A 25216-nucleotide genomic window follows, 5' to 3' on the forward strand; every position below is an offset into this window, starting at 1 on the left:
GATGTGCGCGCGATGCTGGCGGCGATCGCCAGGCGCTGTAATGTGATCGGCTTCGATTTCGTCGAGGTCAATCCGCTGCTCGATGTCGGCACGGGGGCGACGAGCTATCTCGGCGCGGTGACGGCGGCGACGTTCCTCGGCTTCGTCACGGGCGCGGACTGAGGGGGTGCCGACCGGGGCGCGCGCCGCGCGTCCTGGATCGAAGTGACACACGTCAACAAGCGCGTTGCCGGCGCCGACCGCAACGACTATCGGGCGGTCGGCGCGTCTGCTAGCGATTCCATGGAGATCGGGGGGATCGGACGCGGCCGGGGCGGGATCGCATGCTCTTTCACAGCCAGCTTTTCATCCTGGCGTTCCTGCCGGTGACGGTTGCGCTCTATTATGCCTCGGCTCGGTCGCCACGGGTGCGTGAGTGGTTGCTGATCGCGGCGTCGCTGTTCTTTTATTCCTGGTGGGACGTGCGCTTCCTGCCGCTGCTGCTGGCGCAGACACTGGTCAGCTGGCTGGCGGCGGAGGGGGCCTTCCGGTTCGGGGCGCGCTGGCTGCTCGGGGCGGCGATCGCGGCGAACCTCGCCGTGCTCGGGCTCTACAAGTACCTCGATTTCTTCGTTTCCATCGCCGAAGACGCCATCGGATCGCCGTTGCCTCGCGCGGACCTCATCCTTCCGATCGGCATCAGCTTCTACACCTTCCAGATCATCTCGTATCTGGCGGACGTGCTCCGGGGAGAGGCGCCGCGCTACGGCATCCGGCGGTTTTCCCTCTTCGTCGTTCTATTCCCCCAGCTCATCGCCGGGCCGATCGTGCGGCACAACGAGATCGTGCCGCAGTTCGACCTCGATCCGATGCGCGAAGGTGTGGCGGAGCGCATCGCAAAGGGGCTGGTGCTGCTGGTGGCGGGGCTGGTTGCCAAGGTGCATCTCGCCGACCGGTTGGCCGAGGTCGTCGATCCGATCTATGCGGCGGCGGGCGTGGGGCCGGTCACCTTCGCCGAGGCGGGCCTTGCCATCCTCGGGTTCGCGCTGCAAATCTTCCTCGATTTCGCGGCCTATTCGGAGATGGCGATCGGCATCGCACTGATGCTCGGCCTGACGCTTCCGATGAATTTCAACCAGCCGTACCGCGCTCAGAACCTCAGGGATTTCTGGCGGCGCTGGCACATGACGCTCTCGCGCTTCCTCAGGGACTATCTTTATATTCCGCTCGGTGGCAGCCGCGCGGGCTGGTGGCGCTACGTGATGGCGAGCCTCGTGACGATGGGGCTCTGCGGTCTCTGGCACGGGGCGGGCTGGACGTTCATCATCTGGGGGCTGGCGCATGGGGTGGGGCTCGTCGTCTGTCGGGCCTGGCAGCTCGGGCGGCTTTCGATGCCGGCTCCGCTCGGCTGGCTGGCGACGTTTTCCTTCGCGGTTCTGCTCTTTGCGATCTTCCGGGCGCCGGACCTCGCGACGGCTGGTCACATCTACGGCGGTTTTTTCTTTCCGGCCGAGTGGGGGCAGATGCCTCGCGGCGGCACGCTCGTGCTGCTCGCCATCGCGCTCGCCATCGCGCTCGCCCCGCGGCCGATGCTGAGCCTCGTCGACGGCTGGCAGAGGCCGAGGCGCTGGATGGTGGCGGCGGTCGTCGTGGCGGCCGTCGCGGGCATTCTCGAGGTCGGCAAGGGCCAGCCCGAGACGTTCATCTATTTCCAGTTCTGAGGAGGGCGGGATGGACTGGAGCCGATTCCTCAGGGCGAGCCTCTTCGGTATCGCGGCGGTCCTGGTGGCCATCCTCGCATTCGTCGCGCTCATGGACCCCTATGGGAACCTCCGCCACAGGCTCGCCGGTCCCCACGTCGCAATGGACCTCAACCAGCGCTATCAATTCCCCTCCATCATTTTCAGCGGCGAGTTCGATTCGCTCGTCATCGGCACATCGACGGCGCGGCTCCTCGAGCCTACCCGCCTCGAAGCGGCCTTCGGCGGGCGCTTCGCCAATCTCGGCATGAATGCGAGTACGGCCTTCGAGCAGTCACAACTGATGAAGCTCTTCCTACGCGAAGTCGCGCGGCCGCATGCGCTCGTGATCGGGATCGACCATGCCTGGTGCGCAGCGGATGCGGATGTCGAGCGCACGACCCATCGTGGCTTTCCGCCCTGGATCTACGACGACAACCCCTGGAACGACTGGCTTTATCTCCTCAATGCGAAGTCGGTCGAGATCGCGGGACGCCAGCTCGGGGCAAGGCTCGGGCTCGAGGAGCCGCGCATTCCCCGCGCGGGCTTCGGCGTTTCCATCCACGATGAGGCGACCTACGATCCCCTGAAGGCCAAGGTGCGGATCGCGGAGTATGGCGAGGTCTCGGCGGCGCCGCGACGCGAACTGCCGGCGCTGGTCTGGCTCGAGGACGTGCTCGCGGTTGCGCCGCGCGAAATGCTGAAGCTCGCCATCGTGATCCCCGTGCACGTCAGAGCGCAACCCGTCCCCGGATCGCCCGCCGAGGCGCACGAAGCCGAATGCAAGCGGCGGATCGCGGAGATCGGGGCGCGCCATGGCGCGACGGTCGTGGATTTTCGGTACCCCTCTCCGCTGACCCGCGAGGACGGCAACTACTGGGATGCGCTGCACTGGCGGTTGCCGATCGGCCAGCGGATCATCGAGGGCGCGCTTGCGGCGGTGGAGGGAAAATCGGGGCCGGAATGGCGGCTCCTGGCGCGACCTGGTGTGGTCGAGGCCAAGAGGTTCTGACGGAGTTTCTCAGAGCGCGGGTCCCGTCTTCATCCTCTCCTGCTCATCGGGTGTCGGGGTGTGGTTGAACAGGTAGGCGCTTTCGCAGGCTTGCCTTCCGCCGAGTGCCGCGATGCGGGCGCCCTGGTCCGCGAAACAGCGGGCGTTGACCTCCTCGGGATCGCAGACGGCGGTAAGGCGCCGGGCACCTTCCGTGAGGGCCGCCGCAACCTCCGGCCGCCACCTGCTTTCGGGAGCGAGATCCTCGAGTTCGTGCGGATCGGCCGACAGGTCGAAGAGTTGCGGCGGCTGGCCGACGTAGGCGATGTATTTCCACGACTGCCAGCGAACCATGAAGGTTCCGGTCTTGGAGCCGCCGTCGTGATATTCGCTGAAGGCGGTGCGCTCGAGGTCGTCGGGTTCGCATGCGAGTGCGGCGAGGGAGCGGCCCGGCAGGGCGCGGCTCCAGTCGTCGTCGGGGCTGCCGGTGACGGAGACCGCGGTCGGGGCGAGGTCGAGGAGGCTCGCCGCGGTCGCCACCTTGCGGCCGGCGGGAATTCCGGGGCCGGCAACGATGAGGGGGACGCCGGCCGAGGCCTCGTACATGAGCTGCTTGGTCCAATAGCCCTGGTCGCCGAGCATCTCGCCGTGGTCGGAGGTGTAGAGGACCATCGTGTCATCGCGCGCGCCGCTGGAATCGAGCGCAGTCAGAATGCGACCGACGCAATGGTCCATGAAGCTGACGAGCCCATAGTAGGCGACGCGGGCCTCGCGCATGCGCTGCTCGTCGAAATAGCGATCGTAATCGTAGAACGAGGCGATGTTGCGCAGTTCGGGATGGCTCGGCGGGCGGCGCTCGCCAAAGCCGATCGGCAGGTCGACGGTTGCGGGATCGTAGAGATCGAAGAACTCGCGCGGCGCGCGCAGGGGATAGTGGGGGCTTACGAGGGAGACGAATGCGGCCCACGGCTCGGCACCCCGCGCCCGCGAGGCGAGCCAGTGCTCGGCGGCATCGGTTATGGCGCGGTCGTAGTCGGTGTAGCTCGAGGGGCCGGCCCCGACGTCGTCAGCCAGCTCGGCCGCGGAGGTATAAGGTGGCGGGTCCTGCCGCAGAAGGCCGATCGCCCAGCCGACACCGCCGACGACGTGCATCGGGAGGATCTCCTCGGAAAAGCCGTTGTCGTCGGCGCCGGAGCGGAAATGCAGCTTGCCGATGGAGACCACCTCGCGACCGGCATCGCGCAGATGGTGCATCCAGGTCCGGCGCCGGCCGTCGTAGGGGGTGGCGCTGTCCCAATAGCCGATGCGGTGGACATGATCGCCACACGCGATGGCGGCGCGCGTCGGCACGCACATCGGCGAGGGCGTATAGGCATTGGTGAACATGCTGCCGCGAGCGGCGAGCGCGTCGATGTTGGGCGTGCGCACGATGGCGTGGCCAGCGCACCCCATCGCATCCTTGCGGTGTTCGTCGGAAATGATGATCAGGAGGTTCTTCGGCTTCCCGCTGTCAGCCATGAGGTTCGCTCCGCCTCTGGGTAAACGGCCAGGTGGGCCGCTAGCCTCACTTCAGCATGAAACGCGTCAGATGGCGAGCGACGTCGGCGGCGGCCTCGAGGAGGATGGCGTGCTTGACCTCGGGCAGCACGACGAGTTCGGCAGCGGGCATCGCCTCGGCGATGAGACGGTTGAGGCGGGGGTTGCAGCCGCCGTCGTTCTCGCCGGTGAGAACGAGCGCACGGTGGGAGATTTCGTGCAGCCAGGGACCCATCTCGGTGCCGGCGTAGATGCGAAAGACGTTCATGAAGACATTAGCGTCGGTCGCGACGACCTGGTCGAGGCGGCGACGCACGATGTCCGGGTTGGCGGCAATGAAGGGGTCGGTGAACCAGCGGGCGGTGAGCGTTTCGAGGACCCGGGGAATGCCCTTTTCCTCCATGGCGTTGACGACGCCCCACACCTTGGTGCTGTCGTCCGCGGTGCGGAAGGCAGCCGTAGAGAGAAGGCCGAGGGAAAGAACACGATCGGGAAACCGGCGGGCGTAGGCGGGACCGATCATGCCGCCGAGGGAATGGCCGGCGATGTGGACGCGGGAAAAGCCCGAACGCTCGCGCACCCGATCGAGATCGGCAACGAGCTCGTCGAGGCCGAACGGGGCATCGGGGACCGGTGAGGCGCCATGGCCGCGAAGATCATAGGAGACGAGCGTGAACCGGTTGGTGAGCAGTGGGGCAACGAGGCGCCAGGCGTCGCGCGCCGCGCCGATGCCATGCACCAGGACCAGCGGTGGTCCCGCGCCCTCGACGGTCATGGCGCAGTCGATCGGGGTCGCTTCCATGGCCGGGGCTCCCATCAGGACTTCTCGGGCGTGTCGGGATATTTATCCGAGCAGAGTACGCCTCCGGAGCCCCAGTCGCCCTTGGCGACGTCGGTGATGACGATCTGGACGGCCTCCGGCTTGCCACCGCAGGTGCGCACGAAGGCGTCGGTCAGCTCGCGCACCAGCGCGCGCTTCTGATCGGTGCTGCGCCCCGGGAACATTTCCACCCTGATGATAGGCATGACATTCTCCGTTCGATGAATGAGAACTACTCGGCCGCAGCGCTGGCGGGTCGGTTGGTCGCCGAGCGACGTCCGGTGAAATGTGGCATCACCTCCTCGGCGAAGCGATGGAGGCATTCGAGGGTCTCGGCCTGGCTCGCGCCGAAATTCACGCTGAGGATCATACGGTCGACACCGGCCTCGGCGTAGGGGGCGAGCTTGTCGATCATCTCCTGGGGCGTGCAGATGAGGAGGCTTTCGGCGAGCTGCTCGATGGTCTGGCGGCGCGGCAGCGGCTTTATCATCCCGTGTTCGACGATGCCGGGACCGGTGTAGACGTTGTCGAAGCGGCTGTAGTAGTCGTTCGCGGCCTCGATCTTGGCGCGCCGGTCGGCCTCGCCCGTGGCGATGAAGGCGACGCGCGAGAGCGAAAGCGTCAGGTGCGCACCTGCCTCACCCATCTCCTCCTTGGCTCGGGTGAAGGCGCCGACCTGATCCAACATCATTTGGTGGTCGCCCGAAAGCGGTGTCGTCTGGATGTGGAAGCCGCGCTTGGTGCAGGCATAAATCCCCTCAGGCACCATCACCGCCATCATCAACTTGATGGGACGAACCGGGCGCGGCATCACCGTCAAGGGCTCGAAGTCGTAGTATTTCCCCTTCCAGGATACCTCCTCGCGGGTCAGCAGCGCCTGGAGGACATCGAGGCTCTCGTCGAATTTCTCGCGGCTGACGGCGAGCGGCACGCCGAGGCGGTCCATCTCGAAACCGAAGGCGCCGCGGCCGACGCCGAGATGGAGGCGGCCACCCGTCAGGATGTCGGCGACGATCACCTCGCCGGCGTAAATGCGCATGTCGTGCAGCGGGAGCACGACGACGGAGGTCAGGATCTTGATGCTCCGCGTGCGTTCGGCGATCTGCACGGCGAGTTGGAGCGGGGCCGGCAGCATCAGGATGTTGATGAGGTGATGCTCGGTGAGCGAGACGGCGTCGAAGCCGAGGCGGTCGGCGAGGACGGCCTGCTCGACCATGGCGGCATAGAGGTTGTCACCACCGACGCTCTTGTCGGGATAGTAGGCCGATAGCTGGATGCTGAATTCCATCGATGCGAACCCTCCCCCTTGCCGGCCGTCGATGCGACCTGCCAGCACCATCGCGCAGAACGCTCGATCTTGAAAATGAAAACTTATGCACTGATAGTTCGATAGTTTCGAACCAGGGATCGCGAACTCGGATGAACCTTGCCGCACTGCGCACCTTTCTGGCCGTGGTCGAGGCGGGCAACCTCAACAAGGCGGCCGAGCACCTCAACGTCACCCAATCGACGGTGACGGCGCGCCTCGATGCGCTCGAGGAGACGCTGGGCCAGCCACTGCTGGTGCGCTCACGGCGTGGCGCGCAACTGACGCGCGCGGGCTTTGCTTTCCAGCGCCATGCTGAACTCATGGTGCAGGCCTGGGAGCAGGCGCGAAAGGCGGTCGGCCTGCCGCGCGGGTTCTCCGGGCTGTTCAGTTTCGCCAGCCATCCGGACCTCTGGGAAAGCGCTGGGGCGGCCTGGCTGGAGCGGGCGCGGCGGGCGCAGCCGGAACTCGCATTCGAGGCCTGGCCCGGGACGCTGCGTGAGATCGAACTCTGGCTCTCGAGCGGGCTGACCGATGCCGCGCTGACGACCGAGCCGATCGCCGGTCCCGGTGTCGCCTCGCGCGAGATCACGCGCGAGCGGCTGGTGCAGGTGGCGAGCGTTGCCCGGCGCGTCCAGCGCTGGGACCCGGCGTACATCTATGTCGATCTCGGCCCCGAGTTCCGGCGCCAGCATTCACTGGCCTGGCCGGTCGATGAGACCGCCTACATGACATTCGGCGCGAGTCGGTGGGCGCTCGACTTTCTCCTGTCGCGGGGCGGGTCGGCATACCTTCCTTGGGGCCTCGCCGGCCCGCAGGTGGCGGCCGGCCGGCTCCATCCGGTCGAGGGAGCGCCAGAGTTCTCGCGGCCGGTCCACCTCGTTTGGCGCGAAGCGAGCCTGCAGGCTCACCCCTGGATCGGCGATTGCAATCCGGAGCCCGGTGGCTGAGGCGCCGGGCACGACGGCCGGTGACTATTTCTTTTCCTCGGGTTGGCAGAGGAAAATCGGTGGTTCGTAGCGGAACGGGCGCACGGTGATGAAGGCCTCCGGCTTGCTCCAGGCCGAGGAGTTGTCGACCGCCATCCACTCGCCGATGGTGACGCCGACGTGGCGGAAAAGAACGCCGCCCTTCTTTTCCCGATCGACGTGGACGCCGCGGCCGATGCGCGGTAGGGGGCCCTCGTAGTGCGAATTCCAGGCGACGAGGCAACCGGCTCGCTGGGTGTCCGACGGCCGCCAGCCTGCTTTCCAGGCCATGTCATAGATCGCCTTGGCGTCGGCGGTGGACTTGGCCCACTTGCAGCCAGCCTGCTTCAGGATGGCGTAGACGACGAGGGCGCAGGAATTGTAGCCCGGCATGTCGTCGACACGGGTCGCGGCGGTGTGCGTGCGAACACCGTAGAGGAGGCCGTTCTTGCCGGCATCGAAGGCATTGGGTGCTTCGCTCGCGTAGTGGGTGATGGCCTCCGGCGAGCAGTCGGCGGCGGGCGGTGTGGCGAGGCCCTGGCCGTCGGTGGAAACGAGGCTGACGAGGCCCGTGCCGCCCAGGCTCCAGCTGCCATCCACCCCGGCAGAGACATAGGCGCCGGTCGTTTGAGGCAGGTGGGAGGCGTCGACCGCACCGAGCCGGGGGGCGAGTTCCCCGGTATCGGGGACCGCGGGCTCGGTCGACGGGCGGACCTGCGTTTCGGAGCCTGCCGGCGCCGGCCGGCTTTCACGCCCGATGAAGGACCAAAGGGCGCCGAGACTGCCGCGATAGCTCGGGGACTGCCCGGGCTCACTCGCGAGGGACGAGGGAGGCGACAGAAGCGCAACGAGCGCGCCCGCGAGCAGAATCGAAGGAAGGAAGCGGGGCGGCGCGCTCACGAGCGGGCTCCCGGCTCGACTCGCGCGATCACGTCGATCTCGAGCAGGAAATCGGGATGGGCGAGACCTGAGATGATGAGCATCGTGTGGGGCGGATAGCCGGGACCCGCGAAATAGCGCGGGAAGAGTTCGGCGCGGGCCTCGCGGAACGGTTGAACATGGGCGGGATCGACGAGGTAGGACGTGACCATGGCGACGTCGTTGCAGGACGCTCCCGCCCCCTCGAGCACGCCGGCGATATTGGCGAGCACCTGGGCGAACTGGGCCTTGAAGTCACCCTTGCCGACGATCGCACCCTTGGCATCGACCGCCACCTGGCCCGATACGAACAGCAATTCGCCGCCCGGGGCGACGCGGGCGAGCTGGCTGTAGGCGCTCTGTGGGGCGACGGCGCCGGGCGGGTTCTCGTAGCGGACGGCAGGGGAAGCGGGCATGGCTAACCTCCGAGGCTCCATTCGGGGCGTGAGTCGGCAGGCGATCACCCACAGAATCGGCGTTCGTGTGGCACTTGGCAAGCGGTGGGCGGTCCGGCTATCGCGGCGGCATGGCGAGCAGGCTGGCGAGCAACACGGTAATGGCGGCGCACCAGCTCGCGGCAATCCGCGTGGCGATGCCGCTCCAGGTCATCCACCCTCGTTTCGTCAGCCAGCGCACCAGGGTGACCAAAACGACGACGAGAATGGCGACGGCCGCCACGATCCCGAGCACGAACCACCACCACTGGTCGTCGGCCGGCCCGTCGAGATAGCCGGAAAGCCCCATCGAGGCTCCGATGAGGAGGCCGCCGGGCCAGGCGAGCCATGGCATGGCAAAGCCCGAGGCGGCATAGGTGGCGCCGGCCGCCGCGAAGCCGGCGAGGGGGATGAAGGCGTAGACCTCGAGGCCGTGGCGCTCGGGAACGAGAAGGCCGGCAACGAGCCCGACGGCGAGGGCCAGAAGGGCGATGTGAACGGTTCGGGGGCCTGTGCCGTCGCGACGCCGAGAGGTCTCGAGCCCGTAATAGAGTGCGATGGCGAGTACGCCGAGGAGGATGCTCGGGGTCATGACCGCGTGCACCATGCCGGACTCGAGATAGGTCGAGTTCTCGTGGATGCCGTGCGCGGCGGCCGGATGCGATGCCCCCGCGAGTGCCAGGAATGCAGTGATCGCCATCGGCGCGGCGCGGCGGCGACCTCGATGGACAGATGGCGGTGCCGGCGCGACGGACGGCTCGAACATCAGGCCCCCACCAGGAACCAGACGCCCATGCCACCAATCAAGCCGCCGGCGATACGGCTCACCCAGCCGTCGACCAGCCGGCCGAGGAGCAGGCCGAAGGCGATGCCGAGGATGTGGATCGCGCCAGTGGCAACGACGAAGCCGAAGCCGTAGGCGACCGGGTCGACGGCGGTCGGCAGTTCCGCACCATGCGCCCATCCGTGATAGATGGCGAAGGCGCCGACGATGACGAGGGCGATGGATTCGGGCGCCCGCCAGGCGGCCAGGATGGCGAGGCCGAGAACGATGACCGAGAGAGCGATGGCGATCTCGACCGGTCCGACCGGAACGCCTTGCATGCCGAGCACGCCACCAAGTGCCATCACCAGGGGAAACGTGATGGGCAGCGACCAGACGGAACGGCCGCCGATCTGGGCGCCCCAGATGCCGACGGCGAGCATGGCGAGGAGGTGGTCGGGGCCGGCAATCGGATGCTGGAGGCCGCTCAGGAACCCGCCCGCCTCGCCGGCGACGTGCGCGGCGGCATCGCCCGGCCAGCCCATGCATGCGACGGCCACGAGAGCCAGCATTGCCAGCCCGCAGCGCAGTCGTTGGATCGCCGGGCCATGCTCCGAGTGCCTCATATCACAATCTCCTCTCAGCCAGTTTCGCGCGCCAGTCGATCAGAGGTCGATGTCGGTCATGCGACAACGTGGCCCGCGCTTTCACTCTCGTCTCGTCGAGGGGTCGCCTCGTCTTCCGACTGTACCGGGCGAGCCCAGACGGCATTATCGTGGAACGCGGCGCCACCGACAGGTGGCGCGGGGTCCGCACCGGTCAGGGTGTTGATGCCCTCGCCCGCCTCGAAATGGTCGTTCGGCGTGATGCTCTCGACGATCAGCACGCCGGGCAGGACGCCATCGAAGGCCTTCGCGGTGACGATCACCTCGCCACGGGCGTTGCCGAGGCGCAGGCGCTGGCCATCATGGGCCCCGAGGCTCGCAAGGTCGCTTGGGTGGACCAGCACCTTCGGACCGCCTTCGCGCGCACGGCTCGTCGGGGTCTCGGTGAAGGTCGAATTCAGGAAGTTGCGGGCGGGACTGGTGGCAAGCCGGAAGGGATGCCGGGCGTCGGCCGCCTCTGTGATGCGCCAATAGTCGGGCAAGCGCGGCATGGTGCTCGCATCGCCCACCGGACGCTCGCTGCGTGCTTGCAGCCCCGCCCAGTCGGCCGCGAACTGGAAGCGGCCATCGCTGGTCTCGAAACCGTCGAGGAAATGAGCCTTCTCGAATGGGAGTGCGCAGTCGATCCAGCGCCGTTCAACGAGTTCGGACCAGCCTGGAAAGCCGGAAGCGCGCAGCGTTCGATCGAGAATCTCGGGCGCCTCGAGGCGGAAGCCTTCGTGCGCGTCGGCGATCCCGAGGCGGGCGGCGAGTTCGCGGATGACCCAATGGTTCGAGCGGCACTCGGCGGGCGGATCCACCAGTTTCGGTCCGGCGAGGAGGTGGGTCTGGCCGGACGAGATGTAAATGTCTTCGTACTCGGTGAACATCGCGGCGGGCAGCACGACGTCCGCATAGCGTGCCGTCTCGGTCATGAACTGCTCGTGGACGGCGACGAAGAGGTCATCGCGCGAGATGCCGCGCTTGACGAGCCGCTGATCCGGGGCGACCGAGACCGGGTTGGTGTTCTGGATGAAGAGCGCGGAGACGGGTCCGCCGCCATCGAGGGCGATGGCATCGCCGGTCAGCGCCGGGCCGATGCAACTCATGTCGATGATGCGCGTCGTGCGGTCGAGCAGTTCGCGACCGACGATGAGGCTCTTGTCGATGTCGTAAATCGCCGAGTTGCTCTGCAAGGCGCCGCCGCCCTCGTGCTGCCAGGCGCCGGTGACGACCGGTATACAGCAGGCGGCGTGCATGCTCATGGCGCCGTTGCGACTGCGCGAAAAACCATAGCCGAGGCGCAGCAGCGTGCGCGGGTGCTCGCCGACGAGACGGGCGAAGGCCTCGATCTCGTCGACGGAAAGGCCGGTGATCGCGGCAGCCCACTCCGGTGTGCGGCTGCGCACGTGGTCCTCGAGTTCGTCAGTGCCGCTGGCATAGCGCCAGAGGTATTCGCGGTCGGCATGGCCGTCGCGAAAGAGGATATGGAGCACGCCACAGGCCAGCGCGGCATCCGTTCCCGGGCGGATGACGAGGGGGAGTTCGGCCTGCTCGAGGGTGGCATTGCGGTAGATGTCGACGGCGACGATGCGGGCGCCCCGTTCCTTCCTGGCGCGCGTTGCATGCGCCATCACGTTGACCTGGGTGTGCACCGCGTTGGTTCCCCAGAGCACGATGACGTCGGACTTGGCCATCTCGCGCGGATCGACCCCCCGACGCTTGCCGTGGCCGACGACCCAGCCGGCGACGGGCAGCGCGATGCAGATCGTCTCGCCCTGCCGGGAATAGCGCTTGGCGTGGCGGAGCCGGTGGATGCCGTCGCGCTGCAGCAGGCCCATCGTGCCTGCATAGAAGTAGGGCCAGACGGCTTCGGACCCATGTCGGCGCTCGGCCTCGATGAGGCCTTCGGCGACACGGTCGAGGGCCTCGTCCCACGAGCAGCGCTCGAACTGGCCGGCGCCCTTCGGGCCGACCCTGCGCAGCGGATGGAGGAGGCGGTCCGGATGGTTCGCGCGCTCGGCATAGCGCGCGACCTTGGCGCAGATGACGCCGTCCGTGTAGGTGTTGTCGCGCGCGCCGCGCACGCGGCCGATCAAGCCGTCGGGCATCACGTCGATGTCGAGGGCGCAGGTCGAGGGACAATCGTGCGGGCAGGCCGAGTGGCCGATGCGGAGTGGCTTGGTCATGGGCGGCCGTCCCTTCCTGGCGATCGCAACCGTTTTACGGCCTGACGCGGACCAGCGGCAAGGCGAATTGGGGGGCGCAGCGCATATCGCGCGCAACCGGTGGAGGATGCGATGACGGAACCTGGAAAGGAAAATCGACCGCGGATCAGGCCGGTGGTGCCGGGCGAGCATGCGCGCTGGCTCGAGATGTTCGAGGCCTATGCGGCATTCTACCGGGTGACGCTGCCCGAGGGCGCAGCCGGGACCGTCTGGGGCTGGATCGCGGATGCGGGCGAGCCCTTCTGGTGCGACGTCGCCGAGGCAGCGGACGGGCGGCTCGTCGGGCTCGTGCAATACCAGCTCATGCACCGTTCACTCGGCGGCGGGCACGTCGTCTATCTCAGCGATCTCTACGTCGAGCCGGGCATCCGGGGCGGCGGCACGGGGCGGGCGCTGATCGAGCACGTCATCGCGTTCGCGCGGGCGCGCGGCATCGCGAACGTGCGCTGGCTGACGCAGGAGTTCAATTACCCGGCGCGGACCCTCTACGACACTTTCGCGCCGAAGTCGGATTTCATTCTCTATTCGGTGCCGACGGGGGCGTGAACCGGAACGCGGCAGGCGCGCGCGTCACTCGCTCCGGGGAAAGCGCTTCGACGTCTCGAGGATGTTGAGGTCCATGTGATTGCGCATGTAGCGCTCGGACGCCTTCTGCAGGGGCTGGAAGTCCCAGGGGAAGTAATTGCCGTTGCGCAGTGCTTCATAGACCACCCATCGGCGCGCCTGGCTCTCGCGCACCTCGGCATCGAAGCGGGCCATGTCCCAGCGGGCGGCGACGGCGGCGGCCATGCGGGCTGTTGCCCCGGCGTGGGCGGGGTCGCCCGCGAGGTTGGAAAGCTCGTGCGGGTCGGCCTCGAGGTCGAAGAGCATCGGGGCGTCGGCCTCGCAGTGGATATATTTCCACTTTCCATCGCGGATGCCCACCAGCGGGGCGATCGAGGCCTCGGCGGCGTACTCCATGAGCACGGGCGAGGTTCGGGGTATGCCGCGGGCGAGCGGCAGCAGGCTCTCGCCGTCCGTCCAGGTCAAGACGTCGGCAAGGTCGATGCCGGCGAGATCGGCGAGGGTCGGCGTCACGTCCATGGTCGAGACGGGAGCGGTGACGAGGCGCGGGGCCAGACCAGGGGCGGCGATCATCAGCGGCACGCGGGCCGAGCCCTCGAAGAAGTTCATCTTGTACCAGAGGCCGCGCTCGCCAAGCATGTCGCCGTGGTCGGAGACGAAAACGACGATCGCCTCCTGGCGGGTCGCCTCGAGGGCAGAGAAAATCTCGCCGATCTTGTCGTCGAGGTAGGAGATGTTGGCGAAATAGGCGCGGCGGGCCCGGCGGATGTGCTCGTCGCGGATGTCGTAGCTGCACCAGTCGTTGGCATCGAAGATGCGGCGGGCGTGGGCGTCGTGCGCCTCGTAGGGCATGGCGGGGACGACGGGCAACAGGTGGCCGCAGTCCGCGTACAGATCCCAGTAGCGGCGACGGGCGACGAAGGGGTCGTGCGGATGGGTGAAGCTCACCGTCAGCATCCAGGGCCGCTCGTCGGCGCCGCGGGCGAGATCGTAGACCTTGCGCACGGCGTGGTAGGCGACCTCGTCATCGTATTCGAGCTGGTTCGTGATTTCGGCGACGCCGGCGCCGGTGACCGAGGCCATGTTGTGATACCACCAGTCGATGCGCTCGCCGGGCTTGCGGTAGTCGGGGGTCCAGCCGAAGTCGGCGGGATAAATATCCGTGGTCAGTCGCTCCTCGAAGCCGTGCAATTGATCCGGTCCGACGAAGTGCATCTTGCCGGAAAGGCAGGTCTGGTAGCCGGCCCGGCGCAGGTGATGGGCATAGGTCGGGATCGCGGAGGCGAATTCGGCGGCATTGTCGTAGACGCGGGTGCGCGAGGGGAGCTGGCCAGACATGAAGCTCGCGCGGCCCGGGGCGCAGAGCGGGGAGGCCGTATAGGCGTTGGCGAAGCGCACCGAGCGGGTGGCGAGCGCGGCAAGGTGCGGCGTGCGCAGGAATTCGGCTGGACCGTCGGGAAAGAAGGTCCCGGCGAGCTGATCGACCATGACGACGAGTATGTTGGGGCGCACGGCTGACGTCCTCGGTCGTGGCAGCGGGGAGCGCCGTCAGCCCGGCGCGCTCATGCGCCGGCGCGCCGTGACCTCGATCTCGATCCGGATCGCGGGGTCGATCAATTCCGCAACGAACATCGTGGCGGCGGGACGCGCCTTGGCGAAGGCCTCGGAAAGGAGCGGGAAGCAGGGCTCGAACTCGGTGCGGTCGGGCAGGATGTAGGTGACGCGCACGACATCGTCCAACGAGGAACCGGCGGCGGTGAGCGCGGCCGAAATGTTGTCGAGGGTCTGGCGGCATTGGGCGACGACGCCATCCGCCAGCGTCATCGTCTTGTAGTCGAAACCGGTGGTGCCGGAGACGAAAATCCATTCGCCGTCGACGACGGCACGCGAATAGCCGACGAGGCTCTCGAAGCGTGAGCCCGACGAAATGTGCTGGCGCATGGCGGATTGTCCTCCTGGCAACGGTGGGTGGGCATACCGGGCGGTTGGTCGAGTGGCCCCGCCGCCCGGTGCGCGCGTGCCGAACCGCCTCAGCCGACGATTTCGTCGAGACGGAAGTTGAGCTCGATCTCGCGGGCCGCCGATTCCGGTTTGTCGGAGCCGTGCACCGAGTTCTCGCCGACCGACTTGGCAAAGAGCTTGCGGATGGTGCCCGGGTCGGCGTCTGCCGGGTTGGTCTTGCCCATCACGGTGCGGTACTTGGCGATCGCATCCTCGCCCTCCAGCACCTGGACGACGATCGGGCCGGAGGTCATGAACTCGACCAGTTCGCCGTAGAAGCCGCGCCCGGCGTGCTCCTCGTAGAACTTCTCGGCCTGCGCCCGCGTCCAGCGGACCCGCTTCTGGGCGACGATGCGAAGACCTGCCTCCTCGATCACGGCGTTGATCTTGCCGGTGAGGTTGCGGGCGGTGGCATCGGGTTTGATGATGGAGAACGTGCGCTGGACAGCCATCGGGGGGCCTTTCGTCTCGGTGTCGGGGTTGGGCTCTGATCGGGCGGAGCTATAGCCTTGCCGCCCGCCGCCAGCAAGCATTGGGCGTCGCGGTGCGGCGGACGCGTGCCGGCAGGTGACGCGGGCCGGCCATGGCGCTATGTGCACGGCCATGCTGCACATCAACGACATCACCTTCCGCATCGACGGAAAGCCGATCTTCGAGAGCGCGACGGCGGGCATCCCGACCGGTCACAAGGTCGGCCTCGTCGGGCGCAACGGGGCCGGCAAGACGACGCTGCTCAGGCTCGTCACCGGAGAACTCGCGCTCGACGGGGGAAGCATCTCGACGGCCAAGGCCGCACGCATCGGCATCGTCGCGCAGGAGGCACCGGGCGGGCCGGAAAGCCTCGTCGAGTGGGTGCTCCAGGCGGACCTCGAGCGCGCGGCCCTGCTCGCGGAGGCCGAGACGGCGAGTGATGGGCACCGCATCGCCGAGATTCACCAGCGCCTCGCCGACATCGACGCCCACGCGGCACCGGCGCGGGCCGCCACCATCCTCTCGGGCCTCGGTTTCGACGAGGCGGCACAGGCGCGGCCCTGCGGCTCCTTTTCGGGTGGCTGGCGGATGCGCGTAGCGCTCGCGGCCGCGCTCTTTGCGAGTCCCGAGGTGCTGCTGCTCGACGAGCCGACCAACTACCTCGACCTCGAGGGTGCGCTCTGGCTCGAGACCTTCATCGCGCGCTATCCGCACACGGTCCTCATCGTCAGTCACGACCGCGATCTCCTCAACAAGGCGGTCGGCAGCATCCTGCATCTCGATCGCGGCAAGCTCACCCTCTATTCGGGGGGCTACGATGACTTCGAGCGTCAGCGCCGCGAGCGCCAGCGCCTCGACCTCAAACTCAAGGCCAAGCAGGACGACCAGCGCCGCCACATGGAGGCGTTCGTCGAGCGCTTTCGGGCCAAGGCCACCAAGGCGCGTCAGGCACAGAGCCGCTTGAAGGCGCTCGAGCGCATGCAACCCATCGCCGAGGTCATCGAGCGTCGCGTCGCGCCTTTCATCTTTCCGAGCCCGGCCAAGAAGCTCGGCGATCCGCTCCTTCGGCTCGAGGGGGCGAGCGTCGGCTACGGCGAGGGCCCACCCGTGCTCGCCGGCCTCTCGCTCAGGATCGACGAGGACGATCGCATCGGCCTGCTCGGGGCGAACGGCAATGGCAAGTCGACCTTCGCCAAGCTGATCTCGGGCCGGCTCGAGCCGCGCGAGGGGCTGCGCCGCTGCTCCAAGAAGCTCACGTTCGGCTATTTCGCGCAGCATCAGCTCGACGAACTCGACCCCGCCGGCTCGCCCTATACGCATATCGCCGCCCTGATGCCCGAGGCGACGGAAGCCCAGAAGCGGGCAAAGCTCGGCGCCCTCGGCTTCGGCGCCGACAAGGCGGACACGAAATGCGCGCATCTCTCGGGCGGCGAGAAGGCCAGGCTGCTGTTCGCGATCGCCACGTTCGAGGGCCCTCACATCCTCATCCTCGACGAGCCGACCAACCATCTCGACGTCGACAGCCGCGAGGCGCTCGTCATGGCGCTCAACGAGTACGAAGGGGCGGTCATCCTCATCAGCCACGACCGGCATCTGATCGAGGCGACGGCCGACCGGCTCTGGGTCGTGAGGGATGGCTCGGTCCGGCCCTACGACGGCGACATCGAGAGCTATCGGATGGAATGCCTCGCCGAGCGGGGCGGACGGGGGCGGCGGGGAGGTCAGAACAGCGGGGCGGCGGCCAGGGCGGGCGGCGATGGTGACCCGCGAGGAAGCGAATTGCGCTCGGGCGACCGGCGGACGTCGGCGCTCCGGCGGGCCGATCTCGCACCGTTGCGCAAGGAGATCGCGGGCCACGAGCGGCGCATGGAGGACCTTTCCTCCAAGATCGCCCGGCTCGATGCCGCCCTCTCGGACGTCGATCTCTATCAGCGCGAGCCGGACAAGGTCGCGCGCTATGCGCAAAAGCGCGCCGAACTCGCCCGTGACCTCGAGGAGACGGAAGCCGCCTGGCTGGAGGCGAGCGAGTTGCTGGAGAGTGGCGGGGGGAAATAGTCGAGCGGCAACGGGAGCGCAAGAGAATGGTCGGCTTTGCAAGGCTCTGGCGTGATCGCTACGGCGATGTTCCGCCCCTCGGACATGACCTGCGTCAAGAGCGCGCCGGAAGCTGGGCGCGCGCCTACGGCCTGCCAGGCGGCAAGCGCTACGCCACGACGGCAGGCGAGCAGGCCGAGATCGCGGCGCGCGCCGAGGCGATCGCGGCGTTCGTCCTCGGTGGGGCCGACGCCGAGGCTTGGGTCGTTGGCAGCTTCGTCGATGGGAGTGGGCGCAAGTACAAGAAACGGGTCAAGCGAAGCATCGGCCTGCCCGCTGGTGTGCGACCGACCATGAACTGGCGCGAGGCCGATGGCGACAGTGGCGGGGAGGGCGAGCCCGGAGCGCGCTGGCTCGCCTATGCGCGCTCGCTTCGCTGGCAGCCCGGGTGCTGGGCCGATCTTCTCGCCGACATCGCGGACGATCGCATCGCCAACGTCGTTTTCGTCTCCCCGGACGCGGGCCGGGTCTTTGCGCCCTATGACGGGGGCTTCGACGTGATCCTCGAGGGCGAGGGCGAAGTCGAGCGATTGCGTGCGCTCTTCACACCCTGGCTCTCGCCGCGCGTGGACGGGCTTTGACCGCCAGCCGCTTCACTTCGCCCGTTCGTAGAGCGCGAGCAAGTGGGGGATCGGGGGATCGCGGCGGTCGTCGAAACGCTCGGCTTCAACGCGTACCAAGCCGGCACGCTCGAGGGGGGCGAGGTCGGCCTCGGTCAAGGGCCAGGGTGGGCCCGGGGGCGGAGCCTCCCGGTCCGGATCGGCGAAACGGGTCATGAGGAGGAGGCGGCCGCCCGGGGCAACGAGGGCGGGCAGCGCCGCGACGGCCCGAGCGAGGAGATGGCGCGGCATCGCCTGAAGATTGTAGGTTTCGTGCACGAGGTCGAAGGCGCCGCGCCAATCGGCGGGAGGGGAAAGAAGGTCGGCGGCAACGAAGGAGAGGCGGGCGATGCCCGCATGGCGCCGGGCGGCCCAGGCGACCGCGGTCTCTGCAATGTCGAAGGCGGTGACCTGCCAGCCGGCCTCGGCGATCATGCGTGCATTGTCGCCGAGGCCGCAGCCGACGTCGATGGCGCGCCGGCCGGCGCCCGGGTTGTCCGCGAGCCAGGCGGCGAGGCGAAAACGCGGGGCGGCCTTTTCCCAGGGGATGAGGCCGGGTTCGCCGTCCGCCTTGCGATAGAGAGCATCGAACCAGGAAAAGGGCGTGCCGGCGGCCTCGGCTTCCTGCTGGAGGGCGTAGGCGTTGGCCCGGCCCTCGGCGCGCAAACGTTGCTCGCGATCGTCGTCGGTGCCGCTCATGCCTTTTTCTCCCATCTCCCGTCCGGGGTCTCCTGGTGGTAGGAAAGAGCATGGCCGGCGGCCTTGGCCTCCTTCCAGTGGGTACGGGCGGCCGCGAGCTGGTCCGCGTCGCCGCCGTCGAAGATGACGATCACGCGCTCGTAGCAATCGAGGCCACCGGTCCAGGCGCCATCCACCAGAAAGCGCACGGTAGAGCTGTTCTCATTCCCGTCCTCTGCGGTCAGCAGGATCGGCTGGTGTCCTGCGTTGGGTTCGCCGCTCCGGCCATGGGGAAGGAAACTGGAATTCTCGTAGGTCCAGAGGTGGGAATCGAGCGCGGCAACGCGTTCGGGCGAGCCCGCCTGGACGACCGCCTTCCAGCCGCGAGCCAGCGTGCGTTCGAGGAGCATCGGCAGGACACGCTCCAGCGGGCGGCTCTCGAGGTGATAGAACCAGACCTCGGCCATCGATGCCTCCTCAGCCCTCGGCGAAGGGATTCTTCCCCTTGCGCCAGTGCAGGCGGATGGGAACGCCGGGCAAGTCGAATGCCTCACGCAAGCCGTTGACCAGATAGCGCTGGTAGGCCTCGGGCAGTGCCTCGGGGCGGGAGGTGAAAACGATGAAGGTGGGGGGGCGGGCGTTCGGCTGCGTCATGTAGCGCAAGCGCACGCGGCGGCCGGAGACGGCGGGCGGGGCATGGCGTCCGGTCGCCTCGGCGAGGTAGCGGTTGAGCGCGGCCGTCGAAATGCGGCGGTTCCATGCCTCCTCCATCGCCAGAACCGCCTTACGCAGGCGCTCGAGGCCGGAGCCAGAGAGCGCCGAGAGGGTGACGAGTGGGACGCCACGGATCTGCGGCAGGAGGCGCTCGGCCTCCTCGCGCAGCGCGCGCAGACGCGTCGGTTTATCCTCCACCAGATCCCACTTGTTGATCGCGATGACGAGCGCCCGCCCCTCGCGCGCAACGAGGTCAGCGATGGCGAGGTCCTGCTTGTCGAACGGGCTTTCGGCATCGAGGAGAAGGACGACCACCTCGGCGAAGCGGATCGCGCGCAGGGCATCGCCGACGGAGAGCTGTTCGGGGCGTTCGTGGATGCGCGACTTGCGCCGTAGGCCCGCGGTATCGAAGAGGCGGATGGCGCGGCCCGTCCAGGTCAGATCGACAGCGATGGAATCGCGGGTCAGGCCCGGTTCCGGGCCGGTGATCATACGCTCCTCGCCGAGGAGACTGTTGACGAGGGTGGATTTTCCAGCGTTCGGGCGCCCGACGATGGCGACCTTGAGGGCATGGAGAGGGGCGGCGTCGGCGGTGCCTTCGCTGCCGGCGTCCTCACCGGCGGTCTCCCCGTCGGCGGGCCCTTTCGCACCGGCATCGGCCTCGGGGGCCGGGCCGGACGCCGCGGCCTTCTCGCTGTCCGCCGCCGCCCGCGCCGCAGCCTCGGTTTCCGCCGCGCTCATGGCATGATCGTCGAAGCGCTCGATGATGAGCCGGTAGAGTTCCCCCATGCCTTCGCCGTGTTCGGCGGAGATGGCGACGGGTTCGCCGAGACCGAGGGAGAAGGCCTCGTAGGCGCCGTCGAGCCCCTGGCGCCCCTCGCACTTGTTGGCCAGGAGGAGCACCGGGCGCCCGCTTTCTCGCACGATCTGGGCGAACAATTCATCGCCCGCGATGATGCCCGCGCGCGCGTCGATGACGAAGAGGACGAGATCGGCCTCGCGGATCGCCAGTTCGCTCTGGGCACGCATGCGCGCCGAGATCGTGCCGGGATCGGCATCCTCGAGGCCGGCGGTATCGACCACGGTCATGCGGCGTCCGGCGATCGTGGCGTTGGCCATTCGCCGGTCACGTGTCAACCCGGGCGTCTTGTCGACGAGGGCGATGCGCCGTCCTGTCAGCCGATTGAAGAGCGTCGATTTTCCGACGTTCGGTCGGCCGGCGATGGTGACGGTGAAGGGCATGGTCGGTTTCCGGATCGGCGGCCGGCGGGCGCGGCCGAAAGGGCGACTGACGTACAGCAGCCCATTGTCGCGCTGTCGATAGCGGATTTCGGGTCGGTTGTCGCGTGCGGCCGGCCGCCCGCGGATGGGGGCGCCCGGCCGTGACCTCCTGGTGCAGCGCATCCGACGTTTGGTACCCGCTCGCAGCACGGTTTCGAACCAAACGTCGGATGCATAAGCTGCACCAGAATCATAGACTTGCTAGTGTTCCACTTGGCTCCGACACTTGGTCGATCGCGTGCCGCAAAGGGTACCAAACGTCGGAGCCGGAACACTAGATGGCCGAGGCGAGGGTGCTCACGATCATGAACGCGATGCCGCCGAGGAAGCTCGAAACGGCGCCGAGAAGCGGCAGAGCCGCCGCGACCGTTGCCACCCTCATGAGGAACTCGCTCATGGGGGATCTCCGGGTCTTGGTTTCCAGTTGCTCGATGCCGGCCGGATGTAGGCGCCAGAGGAAATTGTGCAAGGCAGCATTGCTGCGCTGCACACCGGCCATGCGCTGTGCGTATCGCTCACTGCCGAAGGCCTCGGCGTCGGCTCGAACAGTTCTCAGCGTTCCACTTGCCGGGGGGATCACGGGATGCCAGCGGCCAGGCCCGTCGCCGGCACCGGGGAGGATGCGGTTCGAGAGGAGAACCCGGGAATGCAAAAGAGCCCCATCAGCGCCGCCATGCTCGCCGTGGCCGGCCTCGTTGCCGCGACGGCAAGTGCGACCGCCGGTGATCTGCCGAGCTGCCCACGCGGCATGACCCTCGAAATCGTCTCGGCGACCGCCTGGAACTGCCGTGTGAGCGGCACGACCCGGCCGCTGGGCTTTGGTGCCGTCCATGCGAGGGACCGGTACATGTACGCGGCGCGGAACGGGTGTGCCCCGCACCGGCGACTGAGCCTCGCGAGTTCGACGACGCGGCTTCCTGACGGGCGGATCAGCTGGAGCGTTCTCCTGCGCTGTTCGCAATAGGCGCGGTGGCCGGGTTCGATCGGCGGTGCTGGCGCTTGCAGGTTGGGCGCGTCGGGCTCTATGGTCCGCGCGTCCAATCCAATAAGCGGAGTCCCGCCATGCCCTTCCTCGCCGAAAGCCTCGGTCGCATCAAGCCGTCCGCCACCATCGCGGTCACGCAGAAGGCGCGCGACCTCAAGGCGGCAGGCAAGGACGTCATCGGCCTCGGCGCGGGCGAGCCCGATTTCGACACGCCCGACAACATCAAGGAGGCGGCGATCGCGGCCATCCGGCGCGGCGAGACCAAGTACACGGCCGTCGACGGGATACCGGAACTGAAGGCGGCGATCGCGCGCAAGTTCAAGCGTGAGAACGGGCTCGATTACACGGCCGCCGAGATCACCGTCGGCACCGGCGGCAAGCAGGTGCTCTACAATGCGCTCATCGCCACGCTCAATCCGGGCGACGAGGTGATCGTGCCGGCGCCCTATTGGGTCAGCTACCCGGACATCGTGCTGCTCGGTGGTGGTACGCCGGTGTTCGTCGAAACGCGCATGGAGGACGGCTTCAAGCTGACGGCGGGCGCCCTCGAGGCCGCGATCACGCCGAAGACCAAGTGGCTCGTCTTCAACTCGCCCTCGAACCCCTCGGGGGCGGCCTATTCCCATGCCGAGCTCAAGGCGCTCACCGACGTTCTCTTGCGCCATCCGCACGTCTGGGTGCTCTCGGACGACATGTACGAGCACCTCACCTACGACGGCTTCCGTTTCGTCACGCCGGTCGAGGTCGAGCCCGCGCTCAAGTCGCGCACGCTGACCATGAACGGGGTGTCGAAATCCTATGCGATGACCGGCTGGCGGATCGGCTATGCGGGCGGACCGGCCGAGCTCATCAAGGCGATGGGCAAGCTGCAGTCTCAGTCGACCTCGAATCCCTCGTCGATCGCGCAGTGGGCGGCGGTCGAGGCGCTCGATGGGCCGCAGGATTTCATCGCCGAGCGGGCCGAGGCCTTCAAGGCGCGGCGCGACCTCGTCGTCTCGATGCTGAACCAGGCCAAGGGACTGCATTGCCCGACGCCGGAGGGGGCATTCTACGTCTATCCCTCGTGCGCCGGCTGCATCGGCACGACATCGGCCTCGGGCAAGGTGATTTCCGACGACGAGGCGTTCGTCACCGCGCTGCTCGAAGAGGAGGGCGTTGCCGTCGTGCAAGGCGCGGCGTTCGGCCTCTCGCCGTTTTTCCGGATTTCCTATGCCACCTCGACTGCCGCGCTCGAAGAAGCTTGCACGCGCATCCAGCGGTTCTGCGGGAATTTGAGGTGAGGGGCGCACCATGAAGTCCGATCAGGCCGTCTCCGTCAAGGTCAAGACCACGGTACGTGGTCTTGACGTGCTCTCGACCGTCTATGCCTTTGCCATGGCGTTGGGCCTGACGCAGGTCTTCCTCGGATCGCAGGCCTATCTCACGAAACTGCTCTCAGGCACCGCGCCGGTAGCCGACGAGAAGTCGATTTTGGTGTTCTTTCTCTTCGCCAATATCACGCTTCTGGGCCTGCGATTCTTTTGGGTGCCTAGGAACCTCCAAAGCCTCGTTATTGCAGCAGCCCGTGCTCATGCGATCGCCCCGGCAGCCGACCGGGCCAAGGGTGATCTGTCGAATGCGTCCATCGCATTCCATCTGGTTGTGATATTTCTGCATGGCACCCTTTTTTATATCATTTGCGCAGAGTTTGAGTACGTCACTTTTGCGTTGTCATCAAACCTGCCGCTGAGTTCTTCGGTTTTTCTGGGGTATGTCGTCATGCATGCGGCATTGCTGCTGATGAATGCAGCATGGATTGCGATCGCGCGTCGGCAGGAGGTGCGACTTGAGCTGCATGTCAACAACATGGTGGCGGCGAACGGACCGTCGGCTGGAAACGTCTGGTGGCGGAACAATCTCGTGGCCGGGTTGATCGCCCTTGCCCCATTCTCGATCGTCGGCACATGCCGCTCGTCGGCCACTGAATGCGTCCAGCAATCGATCGGGGGGCCACTCACGATCATGGATACGCTGCCCACATCACCACAGGTCATGGCCACGATATACTACGATCTGGTTGGGTTTCTTGAAAGACTCGACATGACCTCTACGCATTTTCCGGTGTACTGGGTTCTCATCGTGTTCTTTGCGAATAGTGCATATGACCTCCTTAATGCCGGACGGTTTTATGTTTTCTTCGAGGATGTCGAGTGGGAAGATGTGCTCGAGTCCAGCAAGGATCGGGGGCCGATAACATAGATGCATGTTCCGGAAATCATGTATCGGCAGGCTACAGACATTGTCCTAGGCGCCCTCTGTTTGGGATTGTTCTTTTTTGCCTTGTTGAGTGGGTTGCCGCGGGCCGAGGATGATGTCGCGCTGCGAATTGCCGCTCCGCTCTTGCCGCCCCAGATGGACCTCGACGGGCGGGGCCGGGAAGCTGACATCGTACAAGCCGCATTCGAGGCCGCCGGACTGAACCGGCGTATCGAGTTCCATATCATGCCTTTTACTCGGCACTGGAAGTCGTACGCAAGTGATCAGCGGTTAGATGCGGTGATCACTGTGCCAAAGGAAGTGACCCTCAAGGGCGTTCGATCAGAACCCTATATCTACTACCAGAATGGTGTGTTCTACGATCGCTCATCAATACCTGGAGGACTGGGCAACAACCCGATCGGCGCGCTGGAGCTCAGTCGGATCGTTACTTTCGCTGGCTCGACCGCGGTGTTGAAAGAACTGGGCCCTCTGAGTGAGCGGGCGCCGATGTATATTGAACGTGCCGATCAGTTGAGCCATTCTGTGGTGTTGGCGAGCGGATTCGTTGATGTCGTCATTGCTGATGAGTTGATATTCGATTTTTACACCAGGCAGGTCGGCGCGAGCGTAGCGGGAACCGTTGATGCTCCGCCGTCGCGCGAGCTCGTATTTGATCCGATATTTTGCCCCACTCCCTATCAGGTTGTGTTTAGAAGTTTCGAGTTGAGAGAGTTGTTCAATAGTGGGCTCTCTGTCATCCAGAAGAATGGCACGCTTGAGAAAATAAATAGTGATTACCACGCGTCGAGAGGGGTCCAAAGGCTGGACAGGGAGGGGTGTCTCAAGTGAGCGGGATCTTTGTTAACTACTGCCTGTTGTTAGTGGCGATTCTGCTGCCAATGCTGGTGTTCAGCTCAGCGAGCGTGCCGGCATTTGTGCTTAGTGTCGCGTCCTTTGTAGCCGTTGGTTGCCTTGTTGGCGTTGCTCTGCGGCTGACTGTGCACGCGTCCGAGTCGCGGGGGGAGTTGATTGATCGTCATGCGCGGCTTCAGAAAGTGGTTCTGCTTTCGCTGGTCGTGGGCGGCGTTGCGGGATCCCTGCGCATGTTTTCATACTACGAGCAGTTTCAGCTGCGCTTCGGGGTGGAAGTACCGCTTGTCGTGATTGGGATTTTGGCCTGGGTTGTGAGCGTTGCAATATCGGTTGCGGGCTTCGTGTCGACGAGTTGGAATTTGTTTGGGAGTTTGCGCCGTTCGGACTGAAGC

General features: G+C 66.7%; 27 protein-coding genes. 12 read left to right on the plus strand and 15 right to left on the minus strand.

Annotation, left to right across the window (positions count from 1 at the left end):
• The 3 genes from GC150_04680 to GC150_04690 all read left to right on the plus strand — a co-directional run.
• A partial coding sequence (locus GC150_04680) for an arginase (protein ID MBI1384186.1) occupies window positions 1-162 on the plus strand: 162 nt, incomplete at its 5' end.
• A gap of 161 nt (window positions 163-323) precedes the next feature.
• Window positions 324-1700: an MBOAT family protein gene (locus GC150_04685; protein ID MBI1384187.1), complete on the plus strand. Its 1377-nt coding sequence runs from the start codon at window positions 324-326 to the stop codon at window positions 1698-1700.
• 10 nt (window positions 1701-1710) lie between these two features.
• Window positions 1711-2730: a hypothetical protein gene (locus tag GC150_04690; protein MBI1384188.1), complete on the plus strand. Its 1020-nt coding sequence runs from the start codon at window positions 1711-1713 to the stop codon at window positions 2728-2730.
• A 9-nt stretch (window positions 2731-2739) separates the two neighbouring features.
• On the opposite strand, the gene GC150_04695 is transcribed toward GC150_04690, so the two are convergent.
• From GC150_04695 to GC150_04710, 4 genes are read right to left on the minus strand one after another with little or no spacing between them, the layout of a single operon-like run.
• On the minus strand, window positions 2740-4227 hold the full coding sequence (locus GC150_04695) for a sulfatase-like hydrolase/transferase (GenBank protein MBI1384189.1): 1488 nt from the start codon (window positions 4225-4227) through the stop codon (window positions 2740-2742).
• 46 nt (window positions 4228-4273) lie between these two features.
• Window positions 4274-5047, minus strand: coding sequence for an alpha/beta fold hydrolase (locus GC150_04700; GenBank protein ID MBI1384190.1), 774 nt, complete (start codon window positions 5045-5047; stop codon window positions 4274-4276).
• Between the two features lie 14 nt (window positions 5048-5061).
• Complete coding sequence (locus GC150_04705; protein MBI1384191.1) at window positions 5062-5388, minus strand: hypothetical protein; 327 nt, start codon at window positions 5386-5388, stop codon at window positions 5062-5064.
• Entirely contained in the window at window positions 5298-6353 is a 1056-nt protein-coding gene (locus tag GC150_04710) for an LLM class flavin-dependent oxidoreductase (GenBank protein ID MBI1384192.1), read from the minus strand. The genes GC150_04705 and GC150_04710 overlap by 91 nt, the downstream gene beginning before the upstream one ends.
• Before the next feature lie 2 nt (window positions 6354-6355).
• Here GC150_04710 and GC150_04715 point away from each other — a divergent pair, with 2 nt between their 5' ends.
• On the plus strand, window positions 6356-7321 hold the full coding sequence (locus tag GC150_04715) for a LysR family transcriptional regulator (protein ID MBI1384193.1): 966 nt from the start codon (window positions 6356-6358) through the stop codon (window positions 7319-7321).
• Window positions 7322-7345: 24 nt separating this feature from the next.
• On the opposite strand, the gene GC150_04720 is transcribed toward GC150_04715, so the two are convergent.
• The 5 genes from GC150_04720 to GC150_04740 all read right to left on the minus strand — a co-directional run bounded on the left by GC150_04720 (window position 7346) and on the right by GC150_04740 (window position 12287).
• Window positions 7346-8239, minus strand: a complete 894-nt coding sequence (locus tag GC150_04720; GenBank protein MBI1384194.1) for a hypothetical protein — start codon at window positions 8237-8239, stop codon at window positions 7346-7348.
• Window positions 8236-8694, minus strand: a complete 459-nt coding sequence (locus GC150_04725) for a RidA family protein (GenBank protein MBI1384195.1) — start codon at window positions 8692-8694, stop codon at window positions 8236-8238. The genes GC150_04720 and GC150_04725 overlap by 4 nt, the downstream gene beginning before the upstream one ends.
• A 76-nt stretch (window positions 8695-8770) precedes the next feature.
• A complete protein-coding gene (locus GC150_04730; GenBank protein MBI1384196.1) occupies window positions 8771-9391 on the minus strand; it encodes a hypothetical protein in 621 nt (206 codons plus the stop codon).
• A gap of 65 nt (window positions 9392-9456) precedes the next feature.
• On the minus strand, window positions 9457-10026 hold the full coding sequence (locus GC150_04735) for an urease accessory protein (protein MBI1384197.1): 570 nt from the start codon (window positions 10024-10026) through the stop codon (window positions 9457-9459).
• A 110-nt stretch (window positions 10027-10136) separates the two neighbouring features.
• The gene (locus GC150_04740; protein ID MBI1384198.1) at window positions 10137-12287 is read right to left on the minus strand and encodes a molybdopterin-dependent oxidoreductase; all 2151 of its coding nucleotides are present in this window, start codon (window positions 12285-12287) and stop codon (window positions 10137-10139) included.
• A 111-nt stretch (window positions 12288-12398) separates the two neighbouring features.
• Here GC150_04740 and GC150_04745 point away from each other — a divergent pair, with 111 nt between their 5' ends.
• Complete coding sequence (locus GC150_04745) at window positions 12399-12872, plus strand: GNAT family N-acetyltransferase (GenBank protein ID MBI1384199.1); 474 nt, start codon at window positions 12399-12401, stop codon at window positions 12870-12872.
• A gap of 24 nt (window positions 12873-12896) precedes the next feature.
• On the opposite strand, the gene betC is transcribed toward GC150_04745, so the two are convergent.
• From betC to GC150_04760, 3 genes are all read right to left on the minus strand, one after another.
• Window positions 12897-14378, minus strand: coding sequence for a choline-sulfatase (gene betC, locus GC150_04750; GenBank protein MBI1384200.1), 1482 nt, complete (start codon window positions 14376-14378; stop codon window positions 12897-12899).
• A 60-nt stretch (window positions 14379-14438) separates the two neighbouring features.
• Entirely contained in the window at window positions 14439-14831 is a 393-nt protein-coding gene (locus GC150_04755) for a RidA family protein (protein MBI1384201.1), read from the minus strand.
• Window positions 14832-14920: 89 nt separating this feature from the next.
• Window positions 14921-15343, minus strand: coding sequence for a nucleoside-diphosphate kinase (locus tag GC150_04760; protein ID MBI1384202.1), 423 nt, complete (start codon window positions 15341-15343; stop codon window positions 14921-14923).
• Between the two features lie 151 nt (window positions 15344-15494).
• Here GC150_04760 and GC150_04765 point away from each other — a divergent pair, with 151 nt between their 5' ends.
• Both GC150_04765 and GC150_04770 read left to right on the plus strand, forming a co-directional pair.
• Window positions 15495-17417: an ATP-binding cassette domain-containing protein gene (locus GC150_04765; GenBank protein MBI1384203.1), complete on the plus strand. Its 1923-nt coding sequence runs from the start codon at window positions 15495-15497 to the stop codon at window positions 17415-17417.
• A gap of 26 nt (window positions 17418-17443) precedes the next feature.
• Entirely contained in the window at window positions 17444-18037 is a 594-nt protein-coding gene (locus GC150_04770) for a hypothetical protein (GenBank protein ID MBI1384204.1), read from the plus strand.
• A gap of 12 nt (window positions 18038-18049) precedes the next feature.
• Here GC150_04770 and GC150_04775 read toward each other — a convergent pair whose 3' ends face one another.
• Genes GC150_04775 through GC150_04785 form a run of 3 tightly spaced genes read right to left on the minus strand, consistent with a single transcriptional unit; the run spans window position 18050 to window position 20689 of the window.
• Entirely contained in the window at window positions 18050-18754 is a 705-nt protein-coding gene (locus GC150_04775) for a methyltransferase domain-containing protein (GenBank protein ID MBI1384205.1), read from the minus strand.
• Window positions 18751-19200: a DNA polymerase III subunit chi gene (locus GC150_04780; GenBank protein ID MBI1384206.1), complete on the minus strand. Its 450-nt coding sequence runs from the start codon at window positions 19198-19200 to the stop codon at window positions 18751-18753. Before GC150_04780 ends, GC150_04775 begins: the two co-directional genes overlap by 4 nt.
• A 10-nt stretch (window positions 19201-19210) precedes the next feature.
• On the minus strand, window positions 19211-20689 hold the full coding sequence (locus GC150_04785) for a ribosome biogenesis GTPase Der (protein ID MBI1384207.1): 1479 nt from the start codon (window positions 20687-20689) through the stop codon (window positions 19211-19213).
• A gap of 685 nt (window positions 20690-21374) precedes the next feature.
• Between GC150_04785 and GC150_04790 the strand changes: the two genes are divergently transcribed.
• The 5 genes from GC150_04790 to GC150_04810 all read left to right on the plus strand — a co-directional run bounded on the left by GC150_04790 (window position 21375) and on the right by GC150_04810 (window position 25213).
• Window positions 21375-21692: a hypothetical protein gene (locus GC150_04790; protein MBI1384208.1), complete on the plus strand. Its 318-nt coding sequence runs from the start codon at window positions 21375-21377 to the stop codon at window positions 21690-21692.
• A 98-nt stretch (window positions 21693-21790) separates the two neighbouring features.
• Window positions 21791-22993: an aminotransferase class I/II-fold pyridoxal phosphate-dependent enzyme gene (locus GC150_04795; GenBank protein ID MBI1384209.1), complete on the plus strand. Its 1203-nt coding sequence runs from the start codon at window positions 21791-21793 to the stop codon at window positions 22991-22993.
• Between the two features lie 10 nt (window positions 22994-23003).
• Window positions 23004-23951, plus strand: a complete 948-nt coding sequence (locus tag GC150_04800; GenBank protein MBI1384210.1) for a hypothetical protein — start codon at window positions 23004-23006, stop codon at window positions 23949-23951.
• The gene (locus GC150_04805) at window positions 23952-24800 is read left to right on the plus strand and encodes a transporter substrate-binding domain-containing protein (protein ID MBI1384211.1); all 849 of its coding nucleotides are present in this window, start codon (window positions 23952-23954) and stop codon (window positions 24798-24800) included. It abuts the gene before it with no gap.
• Window positions 24797-25213: a hypothetical protein gene (locus GC150_04810; GenBank protein ID MBI1384212.1), complete on the plus strand. Its 417-nt coding sequence runs from the start codon at window positions 24797-24799 to the stop codon at window positions 25211-25213. The genes GC150_04805 and GC150_04810 overlap by 4 nt, the downstream gene beginning before the upstream one ends.
• Window positions 25214-25216: the final 3 nt, after the last annotated feature.

Source organism: Hyphomicrobiales bacterium (assembly GCA_016125495.1).
Lineage (GTDB): Bacteria > Pseudomonadota > Alphaproteobacteria > Rhizobiales > RI-29 > RI-29.

What these genes read in the sequence shown, in the direction of transcription:
- GC150_04745 (MBI1384199.1), top strand. Translation starts at nt 12,399, where the DNA reads ATGACGGAACCTGGAAAGGAAAATCGACCGCGGATCAGGCCGGTGGTG.
- GC150_04725 (MBI1384195.1), bottom strand. Translation starts at nt 8,694, where the DNA reads ATGGAGCCTCGGAGGTTAGCCATGCCCGCTTCCCCTGCCGTCCGCTAC.
- GC150_04775 (MBI1384205.1), bottom strand. Translation starts at nt 18,754, where the DNA reads ATGAGCGGCACCGACGACGATCGCGAGCAACGTTTGCGCGCCGAGGGC.
- GC150_04735 (MBI1384197.1), bottom strand. Translation starts at nt 10,026, where the DNA reads ATGCTGGCTCTCGTGGCCGTCGCATGCATGGGCTGGCCGGGCGATGCC.
- GC150_04770 (MBI1384204.1), top strand. Translation starts at nt 17,444, where the DNA reads ATGGTCGGCTTTGCAAGGCTCTGGCGTGATCGCTACGGCGATGTTCCG.
- GC150_04785 (MBI1384207.1), bottom strand. Translation starts at nt 20,689, where the DNA reads ATGCCCTTCACCGTCACCATCGCCGGCCGACCGAACGTCGGAAAATCG.
- GC150_04780 (MBI1384206.1), bottom strand. Translation starts at nt 19,200, where the DNA reads ATGGCCGAGGTCTGGTTCTATCACCTCGAGAGCCGCCCGCTGGAGCGT.
- GC150_04765 (MBI1384203.1), top strand. Translation starts at nt 15,495, where the DNA reads ATGCTGCACATCAACGACATCACCTTCCGCATCGACGGAAAGCCGATC.
- GC150_04795 (MBI1384209.1), top strand. Translation starts at nt 21,791, where the DNA reads ATGCCCTTCCTCGCCGAAAGCCTCGGTCGCATCAAGCCGTCCGCCACC.
- GC150_04760 (MBI1384202.1), bottom strand. Translation starts at nt 15,343, where the DNA reads ATGGCTGTCCAGCGCACGTTCTCCATCATCAAACCCGATGCCACCGCC.
- GC150_04700 (MBI1384190.1), bottom strand. Translation starts at nt 5,047, where the DNA reads ATGGAAGCGACCCCGATCGACTGCGCCATGACCGTCGAGGGCGCGGGA.
- GC150_04715 (MBI1384193.1), top strand. Translation starts at nt 6,356, where the DNA reads ATGCGAACCCTCCCCCTTGCCGGCCGTCGATGCGACCTGCCAGCACCA.
- betC (MBI1384200.1), bottom strand. Translation starts at nt 14,378, where the DNA reads ATGGTCGATCAGCTCGCCGGGACCTTCTTTCCCGACGGTCCAGCCGAA.
- GC150_04695 (MBI1384189.1), bottom strand. Translation starts at nt 4,227, where the DNA reads ATGGCTGACAGCGGGAAGCCGAAGAACCTCCTGATCATCATTTCCGAC.
- GC150_04690 (MBI1384188.1), top strand. Translation starts at nt 1,711, where the DNA reads ATGGACTGGAGCCGATTCCTCAGGGCGAGCCTCTTCGGTATCGCGGCG.
- GC150_04790 (MBI1384208.1), top strand. Translation starts at nt 21,375, where the DNA reads ATGCAAAAGAGCCCCATCAGCGCCGCCATGCTCGCCGTGGCCGGCCTC.
- GC150_04740 (MBI1384198.1), bottom strand. Translation starts at nt 12,287, where the DNA reads ATGACCAAGCCACTCCGCATCGGCCACTCGGCCTGCCCGCACGATTGT.
- GC150_04800 (MBI1384210.1), top strand. Translation starts at nt 23,004, where the DNA reads ATGAAGTCCGATCAGGCCGTCTCCGTCAAGGTCAAGACCACGGTACGT.
- GC150_04710 (MBI1384192.1), bottom strand. Translation starts at nt 6,353, where the DNA reads ATGGAATTCAGCATCCAGCTATCGGCCTACTATCCCGACAAGAGCGTC.
- GC150_04730 (MBI1384196.1), bottom strand. Translation starts at nt 9,391, where the DNA reads ATGGCGATCACTGCATTCCTGGCACTCGCGGGGGCATCGCATCCGGCC.
- GC150_04805 (MBI1384211.1), top strand. Translation starts at nt 23,952, where the DNA reads ATGCATGTTCCGGAAATCATGTATCGGCAGGCTACAGACATTGTCCTA.
- GC150_04685 (MBI1384187.1), top strand. Translation starts at nt 324, where the DNA reads ATGCTCTTTCACAGCCAGCTTTTCATCCTGGCGTTCCTGCCGGTGACG.
- GC150_04705 (MBI1384191.1), bottom strand. Translation starts at nt 5,388, where the DNA reads ATGCCTCCATCGCTTCGCCGAGGAGGTGATGCCACATTTCACCGGACG.
- GC150_04755 (MBI1384201.1), bottom strand. Translation starts at nt 14,831, where the DNA reads ATGCGCCAGCACATTTCGTCGGGCTCACGCTTCGAGAGCCTCGTCGGC.